The following is an 18,933-nucleotide window of genomic DNA, read 5'->3' on the forward strand; positions in this document are numbered from 1 at the left end:
GATAAAAAGATGAAAATCACCAAACTCAGTACCTTCATCGTTCCGCCGCGCTGGTGCTTCCTCAAGGTCGAAACCGACGAGGGCGTGACCGGTTGGGGTGAGCCCGTGGTCGAAGGCCGCGCGCACACCGTCGCCGCTGCGGTTGAGGAATTGTCCGACTACCTGATCGGCAAAGACCCACGCAACATCGAAGACATCTGGACCGTGCTCTACCGTGGCGGTTTCTACCGGGGCGGGGCGATCCACATGAGTGCCCTGGCCGGTATCGACCAGGCGTTGTGGGACATCAAAGGCAAGGCCTTGGGTGTGTCGGTCAGCGACTTGCTGGGCGGCCAGGTGCGGGACAAGATCCGCGTCTACTCGTGGATCGGGGGTGATCGCCCGGCGGACGCCGCTCGCGCTGCGAAAGAAGCGGTCAGCCGTGGTTTCACGGCGGTGAAAATGAACGGCACCGAAGAACTGCAATTCCTCGATTCCTTCGAGAAGGTCGACCTGGCGCTGGCCAACGTTGCCGCCGTGCGCGATGCGGTCGGCCCGAATGTCGGCATCGGCGTGGACTTCCATGGTCGGGTGCACAAGCCCATGGCCAAGGTGCTGATGAAGGAACTCGACCCGTACAAACTGATGTTCATCGAAGAGCCGGTGCTCAGTGAAAACTACGAAGCGCTGAAAGAACTGGCTCCGCTGACCAGCACGCCGATTGCCCTCGGCGAGCGGTTGTTTTCGCGTTGGGACTTCAAGCGTGTGCTCAGCGAAGGCTACGTCGACATCATCCAGCCCGATGCCTCCCACGCTGGCGGCATCACCGAAACCCGCAAGATCGCCAACATGGCCGAAGCCTACGACGTGGCCCTGGCGCTGCATTGCCCGTTGGGCCCGATTGCCCTGGCGGCGTGCCTGCAACTGGACGCGGTTTGCTACAACGCGTTCATCCAGGAACAGAGCCTGGGCATCCATTACAACGAGAGCAACGACCTGCTCGATTATGTGAAAGATCCGCGGGTGTTCGACTACGACAAAGGCTTCGTGAAGATCCCCAATGGCCCGGGCCTGGGCATCGAGATCAACGAGGAATACGTGATCGAACGCGCGGCGGTCGGCCACCGCTGGCGCAACCCGATCTGGCGCCATGCCGATGGCAGCTTTGCCGAGTGGTGAGCTCCTCCTGACTCAACACAAATCCCTGTGGGAGCGGGCTTGCCCGCGATGGCGGCAGCCTATTCGGCATTGATGTGACTGACAGGGCGCTATCGCGGGCAAGCCCGCTCCCACAGGGTACAGCGCAAGTCTTCAACTTGACCTCAATAAACATAAGAAGAGGCACCCCCCAATGCAACCGCAAACCCTCACCGGGCAAGCATCGTTGGTGACGCCCAGTCGCAAGCGTTTTTTCATCATGGTCCTGTTGTTCATCACCGTGGTGATCAACTACCTCGACCGCAGCAACCTGTCGATTGCCGCCCCGGCGCTGACCAGCGATCTGGGCATCGATCCGATTCATGTGGGGCTGATCTTCTCCGCGTTCGGCTGGACCTACGCCGCCATGCAAATCCCCGGCGGCTGGTTGGTGGACCGGGTACCGCCGCGCATTCTCTATAGCGTCGCCTTGCTGCTGTGGTCGCTGGCCACGGTGATGCTCGGCTTCGCCGCCAGTTTCATCGCGCTGTTCGTGCTGCGCATGGCGGTCGGTGCCCTGGAGGCGCCGGCCTATCCGATCAACAGCCGCGTGGTGACGACCTGGTTCCCCGAGCGCGAACGCGCCACCGCCATTGGCTTCTACACCTCCGGGCAGTTCGTCGGCCTGGCGTTCCTGACGCCGGTACTCGCCTGGCTGCAACACCAATATGGCTGGCACATGGTGTTTGTCAGCACCGGCGTGGTGGGCATTATTTGGGCGGTGATCTGGTACGCGGTGTATCGCGAACCACGGGATTTCAAGGGCGCCAATGACGCTGAAATCGAGCTGATCCGCGAGGGCGGCGGGCTGGTGGATATCCAGGTTGAAACCGCGAAGGCCAAGGCGAAATTCAGCTGGGTCGATCTCGGGATTGTCCTGAGTAAACGCAAGTTGTGGGGCATTTACCTCGGCCAGTTTTGCCTCAATTCGACCTTGTGGTTTTTTCTGACGTGGTTCCCGACTTACTTGGTGAAATATCGCGGCATGGACTTCATCAAGTCTGGCTTGCTGGCGTCGCTACCGTTTCTGGCGGCTTTCGTTGGCGTGCTGTGTTCGGGGTTCTTCTCGGACTTTTTGATCCGTCGCGGCTATACGGTGGGTTTCGCCCGCAAGTTGCCGATCATTGGCGGCCTGCTGATTTCCACCTCGATCATCGGTGCCAACTTCGTCGAGTCGACGCCGCTGGTGATTGCCTTCCTCGCGCTGGCCTTCTTCGGCAATGGCCTGGCCTCGATCACCTGGTCGCTGGTGTCGACCCTGGCCCCGGCACGCTTGCTTGGATTGACCGGTGGCGTGTTCAATTTCATCGGTAACCTGGCGGCGATTACCACGCCCATCGTCATCGGTTTCCTCGCCTCCGGCGATTCGTTTGCCCCGGCGATCACCTATATCTCGGTGCTGGCGTTGCTGGGTGCGCTTTCCTATGTGTTGCTGGTGGGTAAGGTCGAGCGTATCAAGTTGTAGTCGCGGCCATCGGGCGACCATAATGCCGCCCGTTCACTCGCTCAACGGTAAAGGCTGGATATGCAGGAAGACGCCCCAAAAATCGCCAAGGACGCCGCACCGACCGGCACCCAGACACTGCTTCGTGGCCTGGGTGTGGTTCAGGCCGTGGCCAGTGGCGCCCGCGATCTCAAGGAAATCGCCCGGCTGATCGGCACGACGCGCAGCACCACTCATCGTCTGGCCAGTTGCCTGGTGGACGAGCGTTATCTGCGGGTGGTGCCGCAAGTTGGTTACCTACTGGGGCCGAAACTGATCGAGCTGGGTTTCCAGGCGCGGGAAGAACTGCCGCTGGTAACGTTGGCCGGGCCGTATCTGGATGAGTTGTCGGCGTTGACCGGCGACACCATTCACCTGGCGATTCGTGAGGGCGACGAGGTGCTGTACCTGCTCAAGAATCCAGGGCGCAACGGCCCGGAAATGCGCTCGCGGGTCGGCCATCGCATGCCATTGGCGCGTACCGGCATCGGTAAGGCGTTGATGCTCGATGACACGCAGGAAGAATGGCAACGGCTGTACGAAATCAGCTTGCCGGTGGGCGGGAAGAATCAGTTCTGGCCGCAGCACCCGGAGCAATCCTGGGAGCAGTTTCAGCAGCGCATGATCGAGTACGTGGCCGGCGGTTACGCCTTCGACCTGGAAGACAACGAACCGTCGATCCGCTGCGTGGCGGCGCCGATCCGCGATGCCAGCAAGCGCATCGTCGCCGGTATCAGCATCGCCAGCACCGTGCCGTACATGCCGCTGGAAAAAATGGCCGAGCTGATTCCCCTGATCAAAGGGGTCACAGCCCGGCTGTCGGCGGAGCTTGGCTTGAAGGTTTAAACCTTCAGCGTCGCCATATCGATCACGAAGCGGTACTTCACGTCACCGGCAATCATGCGGGTGTAAGCCTCGTTGATCTGGCGGATGTCGAGCATTTCGATGTCGCAGGTGATGCCGTGCTCGGCGCAGAAATCCAGCACTTCCTGGGTTTCGGCGATACCGCCAATCAGGGAGCCTGCCAACACGCGACGACCCAATACCAGTTTGGCAGCGTGGACCGGTGGATCGATCGGTTCAATCAGGCCCACCAGAATGTGTACGCCGTCGAAACGCAGCGTATCGAGGTAGGGATTGAGGTCGTGCTGCACCGGAATGGTGTCCAGCAGGAAGTCGAAATGTCCGGCGGCAGCTTTCATCTGTTCAGCATCGGTGGACACGATCACGTGGTCCGCGCCTTGACGACGACCTTCTTCAGCCTTGCTCGCCGAGCGGGTGAACAACGTCACTTCAGCGCCCATCGCCTTGGCGAACTTGATGCCCATGTGACCGAGGCCACCCATGCCGAGAATCCCGACCTTGTCGCCGGCCTTGACGCCGTAGTGCTTGAGCGGCGAGTAGGTGGTGATGCCGGCACATAGAATCGGTGCGGCGCTGGCCGGGTCGAGTTTCTCCGGGATACGCACGACAAAGTGCTCGCTGACCACGATGCTGTCGGAGTAACCGCCCATGGTGTTGCTGCCATCGACCCGGTCCGGGGTGGCGTACGTCATGGTCGGACCTTCGAGGCAGTATTGCTCCAGATCCGCTTGGCAGGCTTCGCAGTGGCGGCACGAGTCGACCATGCAGCCGACGCCGACCAGATCGCCGACTTTGTGTTGGGTAACATTCGCACCGACGGCGGTCACTTTTCCGACGATCTCGTGACCAGGCATCAGTGGGTAAACCGCAATGCCCCACTCGTTGCGTGCCTGATGGATGTCGGAATGGCAGACGCCGCAGTAGAGAATGTCGATCGCAACGTCGTCGGCGCGCGGGCTGCGGCGTTCGAATTTCATCGGGGCGAGGGGAGTGGTGGCTGACTGAGCGGCGTATCCGATGGCGGTGTACATGGTGAACCTCGCAAAAGCTGTGACGGGTGAGGCGAGCAATTCTGGGCGCCGCACGGGGCACCGGCCATGGCGATTCCTTCGGGTGTCATGCCTAATCCTCCGGCATGCGCCTTTGATGGGGCGCATTGGCGTTCAGACCTGCGATGATGCTTTCATCCCTTTTTCGCGACTTTTTTTGTGAAGAGCTCCTCATGTTGTTGACCCGTCATCTCGATGCCAATGCCACCCTGGTTTCGCTGATCCAGCCGCTGACTGTTCGCGATGGTTTCGCTCCCACCGCATTGCCAGGGGTACAGGTTTTGCGGGCCAGTTGTGATGTGGCCCGTGGCCCGCAAATCTACGAGCCAAGCCTGGTCATCATCGCCCAAGGCAGCAAGTTGGCGTATCTGGGCCCGCGTACGCTTGAGTATGGTGCCGGGCATTACCTGATTCAGGCGCTGCCGGTACCCTTCGAGTGCGAGACGTTTTCGGCTCCAGATGGCCCGATGCTGGGCGTTTCCATCGCCATTGACCGGGTGTTGCTCAGTGAGTTGGTGCTGGCCATGGGATTGTCGCCGGGGCGCACTGTTGCCGCGCAGACACCCGAATCCATGACCTCGGCGGTGCTCGACGATGCCATGCGCGGTTGTGTGGAACGGTTGTTGCGCTGCCTGCACGATCCGCTGGAATGTCAGGTCATGGGCCCGGCGCGCTTGCGTGAATTGTTGTTCGTGGCGTTGCGTGGGCCGCAAGCCGATGTATTGCGGGCGTTGGTGGAGCAACAGGGGCAGTTCGCCCGGATCGCGGCGTCCCTGAGCCATCTGCATGCGCATTACACCGAGCCGCTGAACGTCGAGACCCTGGCCAGTTGCGCGAACATGAGCGCGTCGACGTTTCATGAGCATTTCAAACGCAGCACCTTGTTGTCGCCGGTGCAGTATTTGAAGCGTTTGCGTTTGCTCAGGGCGCAGCAGTTGTTGCTGGGCGAAGGACTGGGCGTGGCTCAGGTGGCGCATCGGGTGGGGTATCAGAGCACGTCGCAGTTCAGCCGCGAGTACAAGCGCTACTTTGAGCGTAGTCCTGGGGATGAGCGCGCTGCTTGAGACAGCACCAATCCCTGTGGGAGCGGGCTTGCCCGCGATTGCGGTGGGTCAGTCGACTTTGATGTTGGATGATAAACCGTCATCGCGGGCAAGCCCGCTCCCACAGAGTTTTGTGTTGACGCTTGAATTGCAGGCAACAAAAAGGCCCCCATTTCGGGAGCCTTGATGTTCAGCGATTCGACTTACATGTTCGGATAAGTCGGGCCGCCAGAGCCTTCCGGCGCCACCCAGGTGATGTTCTGTGCAGGGTCCTTGATGTCGCAGGTCTTGCAGTGAACGCAGTTCTGGGCGTTGATCTGGAAGCGCTTCTCGCCGTCTTCCTGGGTTACCACTTCGTATACGCCGGCCGGGCAGTAACGCTGGGCGGGCTCATCGTACAGCGGCAGGTTCTTGCCGATCGGGATACTTGGATCGGTCAGCTTCAGGTGGCACGGCTGCTCTTCTTCGTGGTTGGTACCGGAGATGAACACCGAGCTGAGTTTGTCGAAGCTGATCTTGCCGTCCGGTTTCGGGTAGTCGATCTTCTTGCAGTCGGCCGCCAGTTTCAGGCAAGCATAATCCGGCTTGGTGTCGTGCAGGGTGAACGGCAGTTTGCCGCCGAACCAGTTCTGGTCGATGTAGTTGAACGCCGCGCCGAGTATCGGGCCGAATTTGTGCATCGCCGGGCCGAAGTTGCGGCTGGCGAACAGTTCGTCATAGAGCCAGCTCTTCTTGAAGGCGTCGACGTAAGTGGTCAGCTCTTGCGTGCCGTCCAGATCGGCGAACAGCGCGTCGGCCACGGCGTCAGCGGCGAGCATGCCGGACTTCATCGCGGTGTGGCTGCCCTTGATCTTGGCCACGTTCATGGTACCCAGGTCGCAACCGATCAGTGCACCACCCTTGAAGACCATCTTCGGCAGCGAATTGATACCACCCTTGGCCAATGCACGAGCGCCGTAGCTGATGCGCTTGCCGCCTTCCAGGTATTGCTTGAGCACCGGGTGATGCTTGAGGCGCTGGAACTCGTCGAACGGTGACAGGAAGGTGTTGCTGTAGGAAAGGTCGACGATCAGACCGACGACCACCTGGTTGTTTTCCAGGTGATAGAGGAACGAACCACCGGTGTTCTCGGTGCCCATGATGTCCAGCGGCCAGCCGGCGGTGTGGACCACCAGGCCTGGCTGATGCTTGGCCGGGTCGATTTCCCAGATTTCTTTCAGGCCGATGCCGTAATGCTGGGCGTCGGCCTCGCTGTCGAGGTTGAAGCGCTTGATCAGCTGCTTTCCGATGTGGCCGCGGCAACCTTCGGCGAACAGCGTGTACTTGGCACGCAGCTCCATGCCCGGGGTGTACAGGCCTTCTTTCGGATTGCCTTCGCGATCGACACCCAGGTCGCCGGTGATGATTCCGCGAACCACGCCGTTCTCGTCGAACAGCGCTTCCTGGGCGGCGAAGCCCGGGTAGATTTCCACGCCCAGGTTCTCGGCCTGCTGGGCCAGCCAGCGGCACAGGTTGCCCAGGGAGATGATGTAGTTGCCTTCGTTGTGCATGGTCTTGGGCACAAAGAGGTCAGGAATCTTCTGCGCGCTGTCGGCGTTTTTCAGAACGAAGATGTCATCGCGTGTGACGGGCGTATTCAGCGGTGCGCCGAGTTCTTTCCAGTCCGGGAACAGTTCGTTCAGCGCCCGTGGCTCGAACACCGCACCGGACAGGATGTGAGCGCCGACTTCGGAGCCTTTTTCGACCACGCAGACGCTGATTTCCTTACCGGCTTCGGCGGCCTTCTGCTTCAAACGGCAGGCGGCGGACAGGCCAGCGGGGCCGGCACCGACGATGACCACGTCGAATTCCATGTATTCGCGTTCCACAGGCTATCTCCTACTCAAGGCTCAACAGTTTTTTTCTAATTGGAGGTTTGGCGTTGCATCCATTATTTCCTTCGATCAGGCGTCGAAAGCGACAATGGATGACCCACCTTTCTCTCTAGGTGGCGCATTATATCTACACCACTCCTAGCGTCCAATACAAACGTTTGTTTGAATTGGCTCAAAGCCAGATAAATCAAAGTCACGCGGCTTATGACTGGCCATTTTGCCGTATTGACCGGAATAGGTGTTCCGGTCAAGATACGGGCGGTTTTGCGCTCGCCGTAGGCTGACTGTTGGTTTCAAGAGCACCTCTAAAGACAGGGCGATGGCAGTACCAGGTGATGCGCCGCGAAGGTTTGGCGCGCAGTTTACACGCCGCGATAATGAATGACTCGTCGGTCACCACTGACGAACGGTTATCTGCCTCGTGAGCAAGGCTCACCCGATACACCTGCCAGCGTTTTTAGAGGTGCCCTTGCGCCGATGAGCATCAACCGCCAGGTTCGCCTAGGCGACTTTCTTTTCACCGGAGAGTAACGAGGAATCCATGAAGGTTCTTGTAGCTGTCAAACGCGTTGTGGATTACAACGTCAAGGTTCGTGTCAAGGCGGACAATTCCGGCGTCGACCTCGCCAACGTCAAGATGTCGATGAACCCGTTCTGCGAAATCGCAGTGGAAGAAGCCGTACGTCTGAAAGAGAAAGGCGTTGCGACTGAAATCGTCGTCGTCTCCATCGGCCCGTCCACCGCTCAAGAGCAACTGCGCACCGCGCTGGCTCTGGGTGCCGACCGCGCCATCCTCGTCGAATCCGCTGAAGATCTGACTTCCCTGGCCGTTGCCAAATTGTTGAAAGCGGTTGTCGACAAGGAACAGCCTCAGCTGGTGATCCTCGGCAAACAAGCCATCGACAGCGACAACAACCAGACTGGCCAGATGCTTGCGGCATTGAGCGGCTACGGCCAGGGCACGTTCGCGTCCAAAGTCGAAGTGTCCGGCGACACGGTTGCCGTGACTCGCGAAATCGACGGCGGCGCGCAGACTGTTTCGCTGAAACTGCCGGCCATCGTCACCACCGACCTGCGTTTGAACGAGCCACGCTACGCGTCGCTGCCAAACATCATGAAAGCCAAGAAGAAGCCGCTTGAAGTGCTGACTCCGGACGCTTTGGGCGTTTCCACCGCCTCCACCAACAAGACCCTGAAAGTCGAAGCGCCAGCTGCACGCAGCGCGGGTATCAAGGTCAAGTCGGTGGCTGAACTGGTCGAGAAACTGAAAAACGAAGCGAAGGTAATCTAAATGACTATCTTGGTTATTGCTGAACACGACAACAAAGTACTGGCCCCGGCCACGCTGAATACTGTGGCTGCTGCTGCCAAGATCGGTGGCGACATCCACGTACTGGTTGCAGGTCAGGGCGCTGGCGCCGTGGCTGAAGCCGCTGCGAAAATCGCTGGCGTGGCGAAAGTGCTGCTGGCCGACAACGCCGCTTACGCTCATCAACTGCCGGAAAACGTTGCCCCACTGGTAACTGAGTTGGGCGCTGGCTACAGCCACATCCTGGCTGCCGCGACTTCCAACGGCAAAAACATCCTGCCGCGCGTTGCCGCGCAGCTGGACGTTGACCAGATCTCCGAGATCATCTCGGTCGAAAGCGCAGACACCTTCAAGCGCCCGATCTACGCCGGTAACGCCATCGCGACCGTTCAATCGAACGCTGCGGTCAAAGTGATCACCGTGCGTGCGACCGGTTTCGACCCGGTTGCCGCTGAAGGTGGTTCGGCATCGGTTGAAGCCGTTGCCGCTGCTCACGATGCGGGCACTTCCAGCTTCGTCGGTGAAGAACTGGCCAAGTCCGATCGTCCGGAACTGACCGCTGCCAAGATCGTCGTTTCCGGCGGTCGCGGCATGCAGAACGGCGACAACTTCAAACACCTGTACGCCCTGGCCGACAAGCTGGGCGCTGCCGTTGGTGCTTCCCGTGCCGCGGTCGACGCCGGTTTCGTACCCAACGACATGCAAGTCGGTCAGACCGGCAAGATCGTTGCGCCACAGCTGTACATCGCCGTCGGTATCTCTGGCGCGATCCAGCACCTGGCCGGCATGAAAGACTCCAAAGTGATCGTGGCGATCAACAAGGACGAAGAAGCACCGATCTTCCAGGTGGCCGATTACGGCCTGGTGGCGGATCTGTTCGAAGCCATCCCTGAGTTCGAGAAGCTGGTCTAATCCGGCGGCTTGACTTATAAAGAGCCCGGCCTTTTGGTCGGGCTTTTTTTTGTTCTGTATGGAGTCGCCATGGATTTGCGCCGCGTGTGTGGCTGGTCATTACTGCTGGGGCTGGCGCTGATGCCGGGGCTGTCTGCTGCCGCGGGCAAATGCGAGCGCTTGATCGTGACCGGCAGCCCGGACGCACCGCCGTACCTGTGGCAAGATCCGCAAAACCCCAAGTATCTGATTGGCGCCAGCGCCGACCTGTTGCAGCACGTGGCGGGGGAGTTGGGCATCAAGGTCGAGCTGCTTTACGCCGGCAAACGCTCCCAGGCCCTGGATGAGGTGCGCAGCGGGCGTATGGACATGCTGGCCGATGCGCCGTTGACGGTCAGAGAGTTGGAAAGTCTGGATTACATTCATCCACCGCTGCTGGAAAACGATTACCTGCTCTGGACCCGCAACGACTCGTTACTGGTCTACAACGAAGCGCAGGACCTTCACGGCCATTCCGGTGCCATGTCGGAAAAGGCTCGAGTGACCCTGTCATTTGGCACGTTCGCCGAGCAGCAATTGACCCTTGTGCGCACACCCAACCTGACCCAGGCCTTTCAGAAATTGCTGCTGGGCGAAGTGGAATTTGTCCTCGCCGGCCGCTACTCGGGCATGGCCATGGCGCAAACGCTGGGGATGGCCAATGACTTGATGGCCCACCCACAACCCGTCGACAAACCGGGTCTGTATCTCGCCATTTCCCATAACTCGGCCTGCAACGATCCCTGGTTGCGCGGACAGCTGGCCAAAAAGATGACAGAATTGCCCGCGTCCGGACTGACGGAAGCCGCGCTGCTGCGCAATATCGAGCGTTGGAAAGCGCAAAGCTCACAACCGCAGCAACAACCTGTCAGTACCCCAAATCAGTAGGGATTTTTAGTGAGTATTCGACCTCTTTTCGCTGCCCTGGCCGTTCTGGCTCTGGCGGGTTGTGCAGCCGATCCGGCGCCGAATGAACAAATGCGCCTGACCGAACAGGCCCTCGAGCAAGCCAAGGCCGTGGGTGCTACCGCCGATGAAGTGCCGGAGCTGAAACTGGCCCAGGACAAGTTCAACCGTGCCAAGGGCAACATGACCGACCAGTCCTTCAAGAACGCGCGCATGTGGGCCGAGCAGGCCGAGCTGGACGCGCGCCTGGCCGAAGCCCGGGTCCTGACCCTCAAGAGCGAGGAGCAGTTGAACGTGCTCAATACCCGCATCACTCGCCTGCGCAAGCAACTGGGAGATGCCCAATGAGCCTCAAGACCCAAGTACTCGGCGGCTTGATCCTGGCTGGTTGCGCAAGCCTTTATGGCTGCGCCGGTCAACACAGCGAAGCCGCGTTACAGCAGGCTGGCGTCGACTTCCAGAAGGTCAAGGAAGACTCCAATGTGCTGCGCATCGCGCCCAAAGACGTGATCCGTGCCGGTGAGTCCCTTGCCCGCGCCGATCGTTTGTCCAGTTACTGGGGCAGCGGTTCGGACGTGTTGCATTACGCTTACCTGAGCCAGCGCTACAGTGAAATCGCCCGGGAACACACCAACCAGGTGCTCAATGAGGAGCGCGCGGCGAAGCTCGAACTCGAGCGTCAGCGCCTGCAACTGGCCCTGCGTGAGTCCAAGTTGCTCAGCGTGCAGCAACAGGGCAAGTGGATCGAAGAGCAGATCGTGGCGTTGGCGACCACCCAGACCGACCGTGGTCTGGTGATGACCTTGGGCGATGTGTTGTTCGATACCGGTGAAGCGGAGCTGAAAACCTCGGCGAACCGCGTGGTGCTGAAGATCGTCCAGTTCCTGCAGCTCAACCCCAAGCGTGTGGTGCGGATTGAGGGCTACACCGACAGCACTGGCGGTAAACAGGAAAACCTCAAGCTGTCCCGTGACCGTGCGCAGTCGGTGGCTGACGTGCTGATGGACCTGGGCATCGACGACAAACGCATCCAGGTCGAAGGTTATGGCGATGAATACCCGGTGGACGCCAACGCGTCCGAGCGCGGTCGTGCACAGAACCGTCGGGTGGAAATTGTGTTCTCCGACGAAAAAGGCCAGCTTGGCGCCGCCCGCTAAGGGCTGCGTCACTGGATAAACGTCAGAAATCCTGTACAGCTCCTATGGCCCGGCCTGTTCAGCAGTGCCGGGTTTTTTGTGCTTGCCGTGCCAATAAAAGCAGTACAGTTTTTGCTGACACTGCACTGTATGGTCGACTATTGTAGTAACTGTCCCAGTACACTTCTAAACTGTTCCGGTATTGTTCCACACAAGAATAAAATGCCCGTGAAATCGAGTGCTGCGTCATGACCAATCTCTTGCTCTATCAACGTATTGCTCAGCAACTGGCCGAAGACATCCGCCGTGGTGTCTATCAACCGGGGGAGCGCGTGCCTTCGGTGCGCAAGATGAGCTCGCAGCTCAACGTCAGCCATGCGACGGTGTTGCAGGCCTATGCCAACCTTGAGGATCAGGGGCTGATCCGCGCCCGGCCGCAATCCGGTTATTACGTGCACCAGACGCCGGCCCTGACGGCGCCCACCCCGGACATCGCCCGGGTCGAGCGCCCCGGCCTTGTCACCCGCAGCAGCATCATTCAGCAAGTCCTGGTCGAATCCCGTCGCGAAGGTGTTTTTCCGTTGGGCGCGGCTGTGCCGAGTGTCGATTATCTGCCGGTGCGGGCGCTGCATCAGCAACTGGCCAAAGTCACTCGTTTCCATAGCCCGCGGGCATTCAGCTACATGTTCAGCCCCGGTTTCGAGCCGTTGCGTCGGCAAGTGGCGATCCGCATGCGCGATGCCGGCGTGGTGGTCGACCCGTCGGAAGTGGTCATCACCCACGGCTGTGTCGATGCGTTGCAGATGTCTTTGCGCGTGTTGACCCGGCCGGGCGATTTGATCGCCGCCGAATCGCCAACCTATTACGGTTTGCTGCAACTGGCCGACCTGCTGGGGTTGAAAGTCATCGAGATTCCCAGCGATCCGGCCACCGGCATGAGCCTCGAGGCTCTGCAACTGGCGGCCAACCAGTGGTCGATCAAGGCGTTGGTGCTGACCACGCGTCTGAGCAACCCCTTGGGCGGCACCATGCCCGAAGAACGGCAAAAACAATTGCTGCGTCTGGCCTCGGATTTCGATATCCAGGTCGTTGAAGACGATATTTACGGCGAACTGATGTTCGAACAGGGTCGCACCAAATCGCTCAAGGCCTACGACCGGCTGGATCGGGTGATCTATTGCTCCAGCTTCTCCAAAACCCTGTCACCGGGCGTGCGGATCGGCTGGATGATTGCCGGCAAGTACCAACAGGAAATCCAGCGCTTGCAGACCTTCAGCACGCATTCGGCTTGCAGCGTCACGCAAATGGGCATTGCGGCTTACCTGGAGAACGGTGGCTACGACCGGCATTTGCGCTATATCCGTCAGGAGTACCGCAAGAACCTCAGCGCTTTCCAGCTGGGGGTGCAGCAGTACTTCCCGGAAGGCACGCAGATGACCCGGCCCACTGGCGGTTTCATTCTGTGGGTCAGCCTGCCGGGGCGGGTCAACACGCAGGAGCTGCATGTGCGTGCATTGCAGCAGGGCATCAGCATTGCGCCGGGGCTGATTTTCAGTAACACCGAGCAGTTCAATCACTGCATTCGCCTGAACTGTGGCATCCCCTGGAACCGCGAGGCTGAGCGTGCATTGATGACGCTGGGGTTGCTGGCGACGCAACTTTGTCAGGAGACGGCGAGCGGTTTTTGACCTGCCGGGCAGTTGTGAACTGCCCGCTTGTCTTGTTGTCGCCAACAGGCGAGCATATGAGCCTCTGCCGTTCGTGTCGTTGGGTCCATGAAACCGATTTTTCCTGTCGCATGGCTGTTGATCTGCCTGTTGATGACCTGTCACGCGCAAGGTGTCATGGCGGCTTCCGTTCAGGAAAAAACGACAGCCAGCACAACCGCGAAAAAACCGGCCCCGGTCAAAAAAGCCGCACCGGTCAATAAGAAGGCTGCTGCGGTCAAAAAACGCCCCCCCATTGCTTCCAAGTCGAAACCGGCCAGTGAAGTCGTGAAAGCCAAACTCCCTCCCGCCAGTCTCGACTTGAGCTTGCCCAAGGACATGGTCGAAGAACTGAAACCGGTCGGCACAGTACCGTTGCCCCGACACGATGCGGTGTTGCCGCAAATGTTCGGTGACAAGAGCAGTCCGTTCCAGCTTAACGGTCGCCTGATCAGCAATGAAATGAAACTGCAACTGCGCAATGAAGAGCGCCGGGAAGTTGAAGGCGCGGCGCTGGAATTCGAATTCAAGCAGTAAATTTCCCCCATTCGTGACCCGCGGACCAGACGCTTTGTCGGAGACTGGCCAGTCACATTCGTTTGAGTGAAAAAACCCGGGCTCTGGTAATTTTAAACAGCCGTTTTAGCCGTTACTCTGTGCCACGTCCCTTTAACACATTGCCCGTCGCGAGGAGCTTGTCGTCATGAGATGCCGTGAAGGCTGTGGCGCCTGTTGCATTGCCCCTTCCATCAGTTCGCCGATTCCCGGCATGCCCAATGGCAAAGCCGCCGGAGAACGTTGCGTACAACTGTCTGCCGATAACCTGTGCAGTATTTTTGGCAAGCCGGAACGTCCTGCGGTGTGTTCAGCGTTTGAAGCCGATGTCGAGGTCTGTGGAAGCAGCCGCGACGAGGCGATCAAGTTGCTGGGCTGGTGGGAGAAAATGACGGTCGCGTGATGTGTTCAACGAACGGAACTTCAACAATAAGGAATAAGATTATGGGTTCGCTGCATCGTATGGCTGTGCTGTGTGGTTTGACTGTTTTGCTGGCCTCCACGGCTCAGGCCGAAGACTGGAAAACCGCCAAGGACGAAGACGGTATAAAAGTGTCCTTGAGTGAAGTGGCCGGTTCCCAATACAAGGCTTACCGCGGCGTAACCGTCATGAAGACCACCATGGCCAAACTGCGTGCATTGCAGGAAGACGTTCCAGGTGCCTGTGCCTGGATTCACGAGTGCAAGACCCAGAAGCTGCTCAAACACGAAGGCAATCAGAGTTGGACTTACACCCAGTTCAATACCCCCTGGCCGGTCACTGCTCGCGATTCGGTGATGCATGTCACCACCGTTGAAGGCGCCGATGGCAGTCTGACCCGCGAACTGGAAGGGCAGCCGAAGTACCTTGCGGAAGAAAAGGGCTTTGTACGGGTCGCCCAGGTCAAAGGTTTCTGGAAGCTCGTGCCTAAAGGCGATCAAGTTGAAGTGACTTATCAGGTTCACACCGATCCGGGCGGCAGCGTGCCGTCGTGGCTGGCCAACAAGTTCGTGGTCGACGCGCCGTTCAATACCCTTAAAGCCTTGAAAGAACGCGCCGAGAAGTAATCGCGTACTCTTTTGATACGGCCCGTTCAACAACGCCCCGACTGGTTCGGGGCGTTTGCGTTTCTTACTGAGGGCGGGGCGTTATTTTGTTACCGGATATGCGTTGCACGAAATTTTCACAAGGCCTCCAAGACAATTCACCCGCGCCCCAACGAGTCAACCCCGCAACTTTGCGCCACGCTGCTTGTCCCAGAGCGCTAAGTAATCAATGGTAATGCCGCGGTTGATCGTGCAACATTTGCGCACCGCGCACGCCCCGGGGCCGAGAATGGCCAACAGAGGGCAAGACGCCTAATGCCAGTTCAGTCAACCCCGCTCCCACAGGTTGACCGATCAGCATTAGGCAAGGCGCTGCTGTATTTTTGAAACTTCAACTTCCAATGGGTCCTAAAACGACATGGCAAACCCGGACGCCCTGAGTCAGCAGCGAGCTTCTAGTCGCCTGCTGCAACCGACCGTCAAATCGCATCTGGCCTACACGCTGTTGTGTGCCCTGATCATGATGGTCATGTTCAGCCTGCTGCGCGTCGCGCTGCTGGTCTACAACCGCTCGATGATCCTCGACACACCGGCTTCGACCTTCCTGGAAGCGTTCGCCAACGGCCTGCGTTTCGACTTGCGTCTGGTGGTTTACCTCAGCGTTCCGCTGCTGCTGGCCCTGTTCAGCGCCCGGGCCATGGCGGCCCGCGGGTTCTTCCGGTTCTGGCTGACCGTTGCCTCGAGCATCGCGCTGTTCCTCGGCCTGATGGAGATGGACTTCTACCGCGAGTTCCACCAGCGCCTCAACGGCCTGGTCTTCCAGTACGTGAAAGAAGACCCGAAAACCGTGATGAGCATGCTCTGGTATGGTTTTCCGGTGGTTCGCTATCTGTTGGCCTGGGCCGTGGGCACGCTGATTCTGACTCTCGCGCTCAAGGGCGCCGACCGCGCCACGCGTCCTCGCGGGCCGTTCAGCGGTGGCAGCATTGGCACGCGCCAGGTCGCGCCGTGGTATGCGCGCGGCGTGGTGTTCGTGGTCTGCCTGCTGGTCTGCGTGGTCGCGGCTCGTGGCACCCTGCGTCAGGGCCCGCCCCTGCGCTGGGGTGACGTTTACACCACCGACTCCAACTTCGCCAACCAGTTGGGCCTCAACGGTACGCTGTCGCTGATCGCGGCGGCCAAGAGCCGGATGTCCGAAGAACGCGACAATATCTGGAAAGCCACACTGGAACAGCCTCTGGCTCAGCAGACCGTGCGCGATATGTTGCTGACCCCGAGCGACAAGCTGGTCGATTCCGAGACCGCCGCGGTGCGCCGCAACTACAGCCCCGATACCAACAAGACACTGCCGATCAAGAACGTCGTGGTGATCCTGATGGAAAGCTTCGCCGGTCACTCGGTGGGCGCTCTGGGACGTCCGGGCGAGGTCACGCCGTACTTTGACAAACTGTCGAAAGAAGGCCTGTTGTTCGACCGTTTCTTCTCCAACGGTACCCATACCCACCAGGGCATGTTCGCTACCATGGCCTGCTTCCCGAACCTGCCAGGTTTCGAATACCTGATGCAGACCCCGGAAGGCAGCCACAAACTGTCCGGCCTGCCGCAGTTGCTCAGCGCTCGTGACTACGACGATGTGTACGTCTACAACGGCGACTTCTCTTGGGACAACCAGTCGGGCTTCTTCAGCAACCAGGGCATGACCAACTTCATCGGGCGCAATGACTTCGTCAACCCGGTGTTCTCCGACCCTACCTGGGGTGTGTCTGACCAGGACATGTTCAACCGTGGCCTGGAAGAACTGAAAACCCGTGACGGCAAGGACAAGAAACCGTTCTATGCCTTGCTGCAAACCCTGTCCAACCACACGCCATACGCCTTGCCGACGCCATTGCCGGTGGAGCGCGTGACCGATCGTGGCAGCCTCAATGAACACTTGACCGCCATGCGCTACTCCGACTGGGCGTTGGGTCAGTTCTTTGAAAAGGCCCGTAAAGAGCCGTATTTCAAGGAAACCCTGTTTGTGATCGTCGGCGACCACGGTTTTGGCAACGAACAGCAGATCACCGAAATGGACCTGGGCCGCTTCAACGTGCCGATGCTGATGATCGGCCCGGGCATCCAGGAAAAATTCGGTCAGGTCGACCACACCGTGGGCACCCAGATCGACATCGTGCCGACCATCATGGGCCGCATTGGTGGCGACGTGGTTCATCAATGCTGGGGGCGCGATTTGCTGAACCTGCCGGAAGGTGACAAAGGCTTCGGCATGATCAAGCCGTCAGGCAGCGATCAGACGGTCGCGTTGCTCACGGCTGATCGCGTGCTGGTACTGCCTAAAGAGATGCCGCCGAGGTTGTATCAATACGAACTGGGCGCTAACCCGAAAGGTGAATTGATCCCGGCATCGGCTGACGAAGCTGCGCTGAAGCAGAAGCTCGAGTCGTTCATCCAGACGGCCACCAAGAGCCTGCTGGACAACACCGCCGGTGTGGTTGACGGCAAGCCGGACTAAGTTCTCCGGACATAAAAAGAGGCCCTTCGCAGGGCCTCTTTTTTTTGCCGGTAAAATCTTTATATCTTGCCAAGCAGCAACAGGATCAACAACACCACCAACACTACGCCGATGATACCAGACGGGCCGTAACCCCAACTTCTGGAATGCGGGAAGACCGGCAAACCACCTATCAACAACAGAATAAGAATAACGATAAGAATTGTGCCCATGTCTATTTCCTTGTTGGAAGCGTTGTGGATTGACCTAGGGTTTTAGCCATCAGCTGGACTTGTATTAATCCTAGCTGCTTACAAAATCCGACTCATGGATATGAGAAAAAATTCCAGGTTTTTTTAATGTATTTGGAAAGCACGCTTATTTCTTTTACTGCGTCTCAAAGTTGAAACAGCCGTACCGCGCCGCGGTTCATCGTTGGCCATTCAGCACTCTGATGGAGCGTGGGTCGCGCATTATCCTTCGCTACACTCGGTGCATCTTCCCCGGAACAACAAGGCTGTTTGCTATGCAAAATCGCATGATGATCACTGGCGCGGGCTCAGGCCTGGGTCGCGAAGTCGCTCTGCGCTGGGCGCGTGAAGGCTGGCAGCTGGCCTTGTCGGATGTCAGTGAACCCGGCCTGCAAGAAACCCTGAAGCGGGTGCGCGAAGCCGGCGGCGACGGTTTCATCCTGCGTTGCGATGTGCGCGACTACAGTCAGCTGACCGCCTTCGCCCAAGCCTGCGAAGAGAAACTCGGCGGCATCGATGTCATCGTCAACAACGCGGGTGTGGCCTCGGGCGGTTTCTTCAGTGAACTGTCGCTGGAGGATTGGGACTGGCAGATCGCGATCAACCTGATGGGCGTGGTCAAGGGCTGCAAGGCCTTCCTGCCGCTGCTGGAGAAAAGTAAAGGCAAGATCATCAACATCGCCTCGATGGCGGCCCTGATGCAAGGCCCGGCCATGAGCAACTACAACGTGGCCAAGGCGGGCGTAGTGGCGTTGTCCGAAAGCCTGTTGATCGAACTGGCCCACGAGGAAGTCAGCGTGCATGTGGTCTGCCCGTCGTTCTTCCAGACCAACCTGCTGGACTCTTTCCGCGGCCCGACCCCGGCCATGAAAGCCCAGGTCGGCAAATTGCTGGAAAGCTCGCCGATTACCGCTGCCGACATTGCCGACTACATCTATCAGCAGGTCGCCGCCGGCGAATTCTTGATCCTGCCTCACGAACAGGGGCGCATGGCCTGGGCGATCAAGCAGAAAACCCCGCAATTGCTCTACAACGAAATGACCGTGATGGCCGACAAAATGCGCGCCAAGGCCAAACAAAACGCAAGCTGAACTTGCCCGTGCGCAACAGCGTCGTTAGGGTGGCCGCAACCGG

At 59.1% G+C, this 18,933-nt stretch carries 18 protein-coding genes; 15 read left to right on the forward strand and 3 right to left on the reverse strand.

The genetic code is table 11. The annotated features are described in order from the left end of the window. The first annotated feature begins 9 nt into the window (after positions 1 to 9). The 3 genes from dgoD (at position 10) to LOY38_RS08670 (ending at position 3,505) form a co-directional block, all read left to right on the forward strand. A complete protein-coding gene (gene dgoD, locus LOY38_RS08660) occupies positions 10 to 1,158 on the forward strand; it encodes a galactonate dehydratase (RefSeq protein WP_258699653.1) in 1,149 nt (382 codons plus the stop codon). A gap of 172 nt (positions 1,159 to 1,330) precedes the next feature. Continuing rightward, positions 1,331 to 2,641 carry an MFS transporter gene (locus LOY38_RS08665; RefSeq protein ID WP_258699654.1) on the forward strand — a complete coding sequence of 437 codons (1,311 nt, stop codon included), beginning with the start codon at positions 1,331 to 1,333 and terminating at the stop codon, positions 2,639 to 2,641. A gap of 60 nt (positions 2,642 to 2,701) precedes the next feature. Then, positions 2,702 to 3,505: an IclR family transcriptional regulator gene (locus LOY38_RS08670; RefSeq protein ID WP_258699655.1), complete on the forward strand. Its 804-nt coding sequence runs from the start codon at positions 2,702 to 2,704 to the stop codon at positions 3,503 to 3,505. On the opposite strand, the gene LOY38_RS08675 is transcribed toward LOY38_RS08670, so the two are convergent. Then, positions 3,502 to 4,554 (reverse strand): NAD(P)-dependent alcohol dehydrogenase, encoded by a 1,053-nt coding sequence (locus tag LOY38_RS08675; RefSeq protein WP_052964829.1) that lies wholly within the window; start codon positions 4,552 to 4,554, stop codon positions 3,502 to 3,504. The genes LOY38_RS08670 and LOY38_RS08675 overlap by 4 nt on opposite strands. 191 nt (positions 4,555 to 4,745) lie before the next feature. On the opposite strand from LOY38_RS08675, the gene LOY38_RS08680 reads away from it, so the two are divergent. Further along, positions 4,746 to 5,636 carry an AraC family transcriptional regulator gene (locus tag LOY38_RS08680; protein WP_258699656.1) on the forward strand — a complete coding sequence of 297 codons (891 nt, stop codon included), beginning with the start codon at positions 4,746 to 4,748 and terminating at the stop codon, positions 5,634 to 5,636. A 182-nt stretch (positions 5,637 to 5,818) separates the two neighbouring features. Here the strand turns inward: LOY38_RS08680 and LOY38_RS08685 are convergent, their stop codons facing one another. Next, the gene (locus LOY38_RS08685; protein WP_258699657.1) at positions 5,819 to 7,483 is read right to left on the reverse strand and encodes an electron transfer flavoprotein-ubiquinone oxidoreductase; all 1,665 of its coding nucleotides are present in this window, start codon (positions 7,481 to 7,483) and stop codon (positions 5,819 to 5,821) included. Positions 7,484 to 8,030: 547 nt separating this feature from the next. Here LOY38_RS08685 and LOY38_RS08690 point away from each other — a divergent pair. The 10 genes from LOY38_RS08690 (at position 8,031) to LOY38_RS08735 (ending at position 17,569) form a co-directional block, all read left to right on the forward strand. Further along, complete coding sequence (locus LOY38_RS08690) at positions 8,031 to 8,780, forward strand: electron transfer flavoprotein subunit beta/FixA family protein (RefSeq protein ID WP_007903904.1); 750 nt, start codon at positions 8,031 to 8,033, stop codon at positions 8,778 to 8,780. Continuing rightward, on the forward strand, positions 8,781 to 9,710 hold the full coding sequence (locus LOY38_RS08695) for an electron transfer flavoprotein subunit alpha/FixB family protein (RefSeq protein ID WP_258699658.1): 930 nt from the start codon (positions 8,781 to 8,783) through the stop codon (positions 9,708 to 9,710). Between the two features lie 69 nt (positions 9,711 to 9,779). After that, complete coding sequence (locus LOY38_RS08700; RefSeq protein ID WP_258699659.1) at positions 9,780 to 10,616, forward strand: ABC transporter substrate-binding protein; 837 nt, start codon at positions 9,780 to 9,782, stop codon at positions 10,614 to 10,616. 9 nt (positions 10,617 to 10,625) lie between these two features. Continuing rightward, positions 10,626 to 10,982 carry a DUF4398 domain-containing protein gene (locus LOY38_RS08705; RefSeq protein ID WP_258699660.1) on the forward strand — a complete coding sequence of 119 codons (357 nt, stop codon included), beginning with the start codon at positions 10,626 to 10,628 and terminating at the stop codon, positions 10,980 to 10,982. After that, complete coding sequence (locus tag LOY38_RS08710; protein WP_258699661.1) at positions 10,979 to 11,791, forward strand: OmpA family protein; 813 nt, start codon at positions 10,979 to 10,981, stop codon at positions 11,789 to 11,791. Before LOY38_RS08705 ends, LOY38_RS08710 begins: the two co-directional genes overlap by 4 nt. Positions 11,792 to 12,018: 227 nt before the next feature. Continuing rightward, the gene (locus tag LOY38_RS08715) at positions 12,019 to 13,458 is read left to right on the forward strand and encodes a PLP-dependent aminotransferase family protein (RefSeq protein WP_258699662.1); all 1,440 of its coding nucleotides are present in this window, start codon (positions 12,019 to 12,021) and stop codon (positions 13,456 to 13,458) included. 87 nt (positions 13,459 to 13,545) lie between these two features. After that, complete coding sequence (locus tag LOY38_RS08720; protein ID WP_258699663.1) at positions 13,546 to 14,013, forward strand: translation initiation factor 2; 468 nt, start codon at positions 13,546 to 13,548, stop codon at positions 14,011 to 14,013. A 166-nt stretch (positions 14,014 to 14,179) separates the two neighbouring features. Beyond that, complete coding sequence (locus LOY38_RS08725) at positions 14,180 to 14,434, forward strand: YkgJ family cysteine cluster protein (protein ID WP_258699664.1); 255 nt, start codon at positions 14,180 to 14,182, stop codon at positions 14,432 to 14,434. 41 nt (positions 14,435 to 14,475) lie between these two features. Beyond that, positions 14,476 to 15,078, forward strand: a complete 603-nt coding sequence (locus LOY38_RS08730; RefSeq protein ID WP_258699665.1) for an START domain-containing protein — start codon at positions 14,476 to 14,478, stop codon at positions 15,076 to 15,078. A gap of 397 nt (positions 15,079 to 15,475) precedes the next feature. Then, a complete protein-coding gene (locus LOY38_RS08735; RefSeq protein WP_258699666.1) occupies positions 15,476 to 17,569 on the forward strand; it encodes an LTA synthase family protein in 2,094 nt (697 codons plus the stop codon). Between the two features lie 59 nt (positions 17,570 to 17,628). Here LOY38_RS08735 and LOY38_RS08740 read toward each other — a convergent pair whose 3' ends face one another. Continuing rightward, the gene (locus LOY38_RS08740) at positions 17,629 to 17,787 is read right to left on the reverse strand and encodes a DUF3309 family protein (RefSeq protein ID WP_172901242.1); all 159 of its coding nucleotides are present in this window, start codon (positions 17,785 to 17,787) and stop codon (positions 17,629 to 17,631) included. A 287-nt stretch (positions 17,788 to 18,074) separates the two neighbouring features. Here LOY38_RS08740 and LOY38_RS08745 point away from each other — a divergent pair, with 287 nt between their 5' ends. Continuing rightward, complete coding sequence (locus tag LOY38_RS08745) at positions 18,075 to 18,890, forward strand: SDR family oxidoreductase (protein ID WP_258699667.1); 816 nt, start codon at positions 18,075 to 18,077, stop codon at positions 18,888 to 18,890. Positions 18,891 to 18,933: the final 43 nt, after the last annotated feature.

Source organism: Pseudomonas sp. B21-015 (assembly GCF_024749285.1).
In the GTDB taxonomy this organism is placed as follows: Bacteria; Pseudomonadota; Gammaproteobacteria; order Pseudomonadales; family Pseudomonadaceae; genus Aquipseudomonas.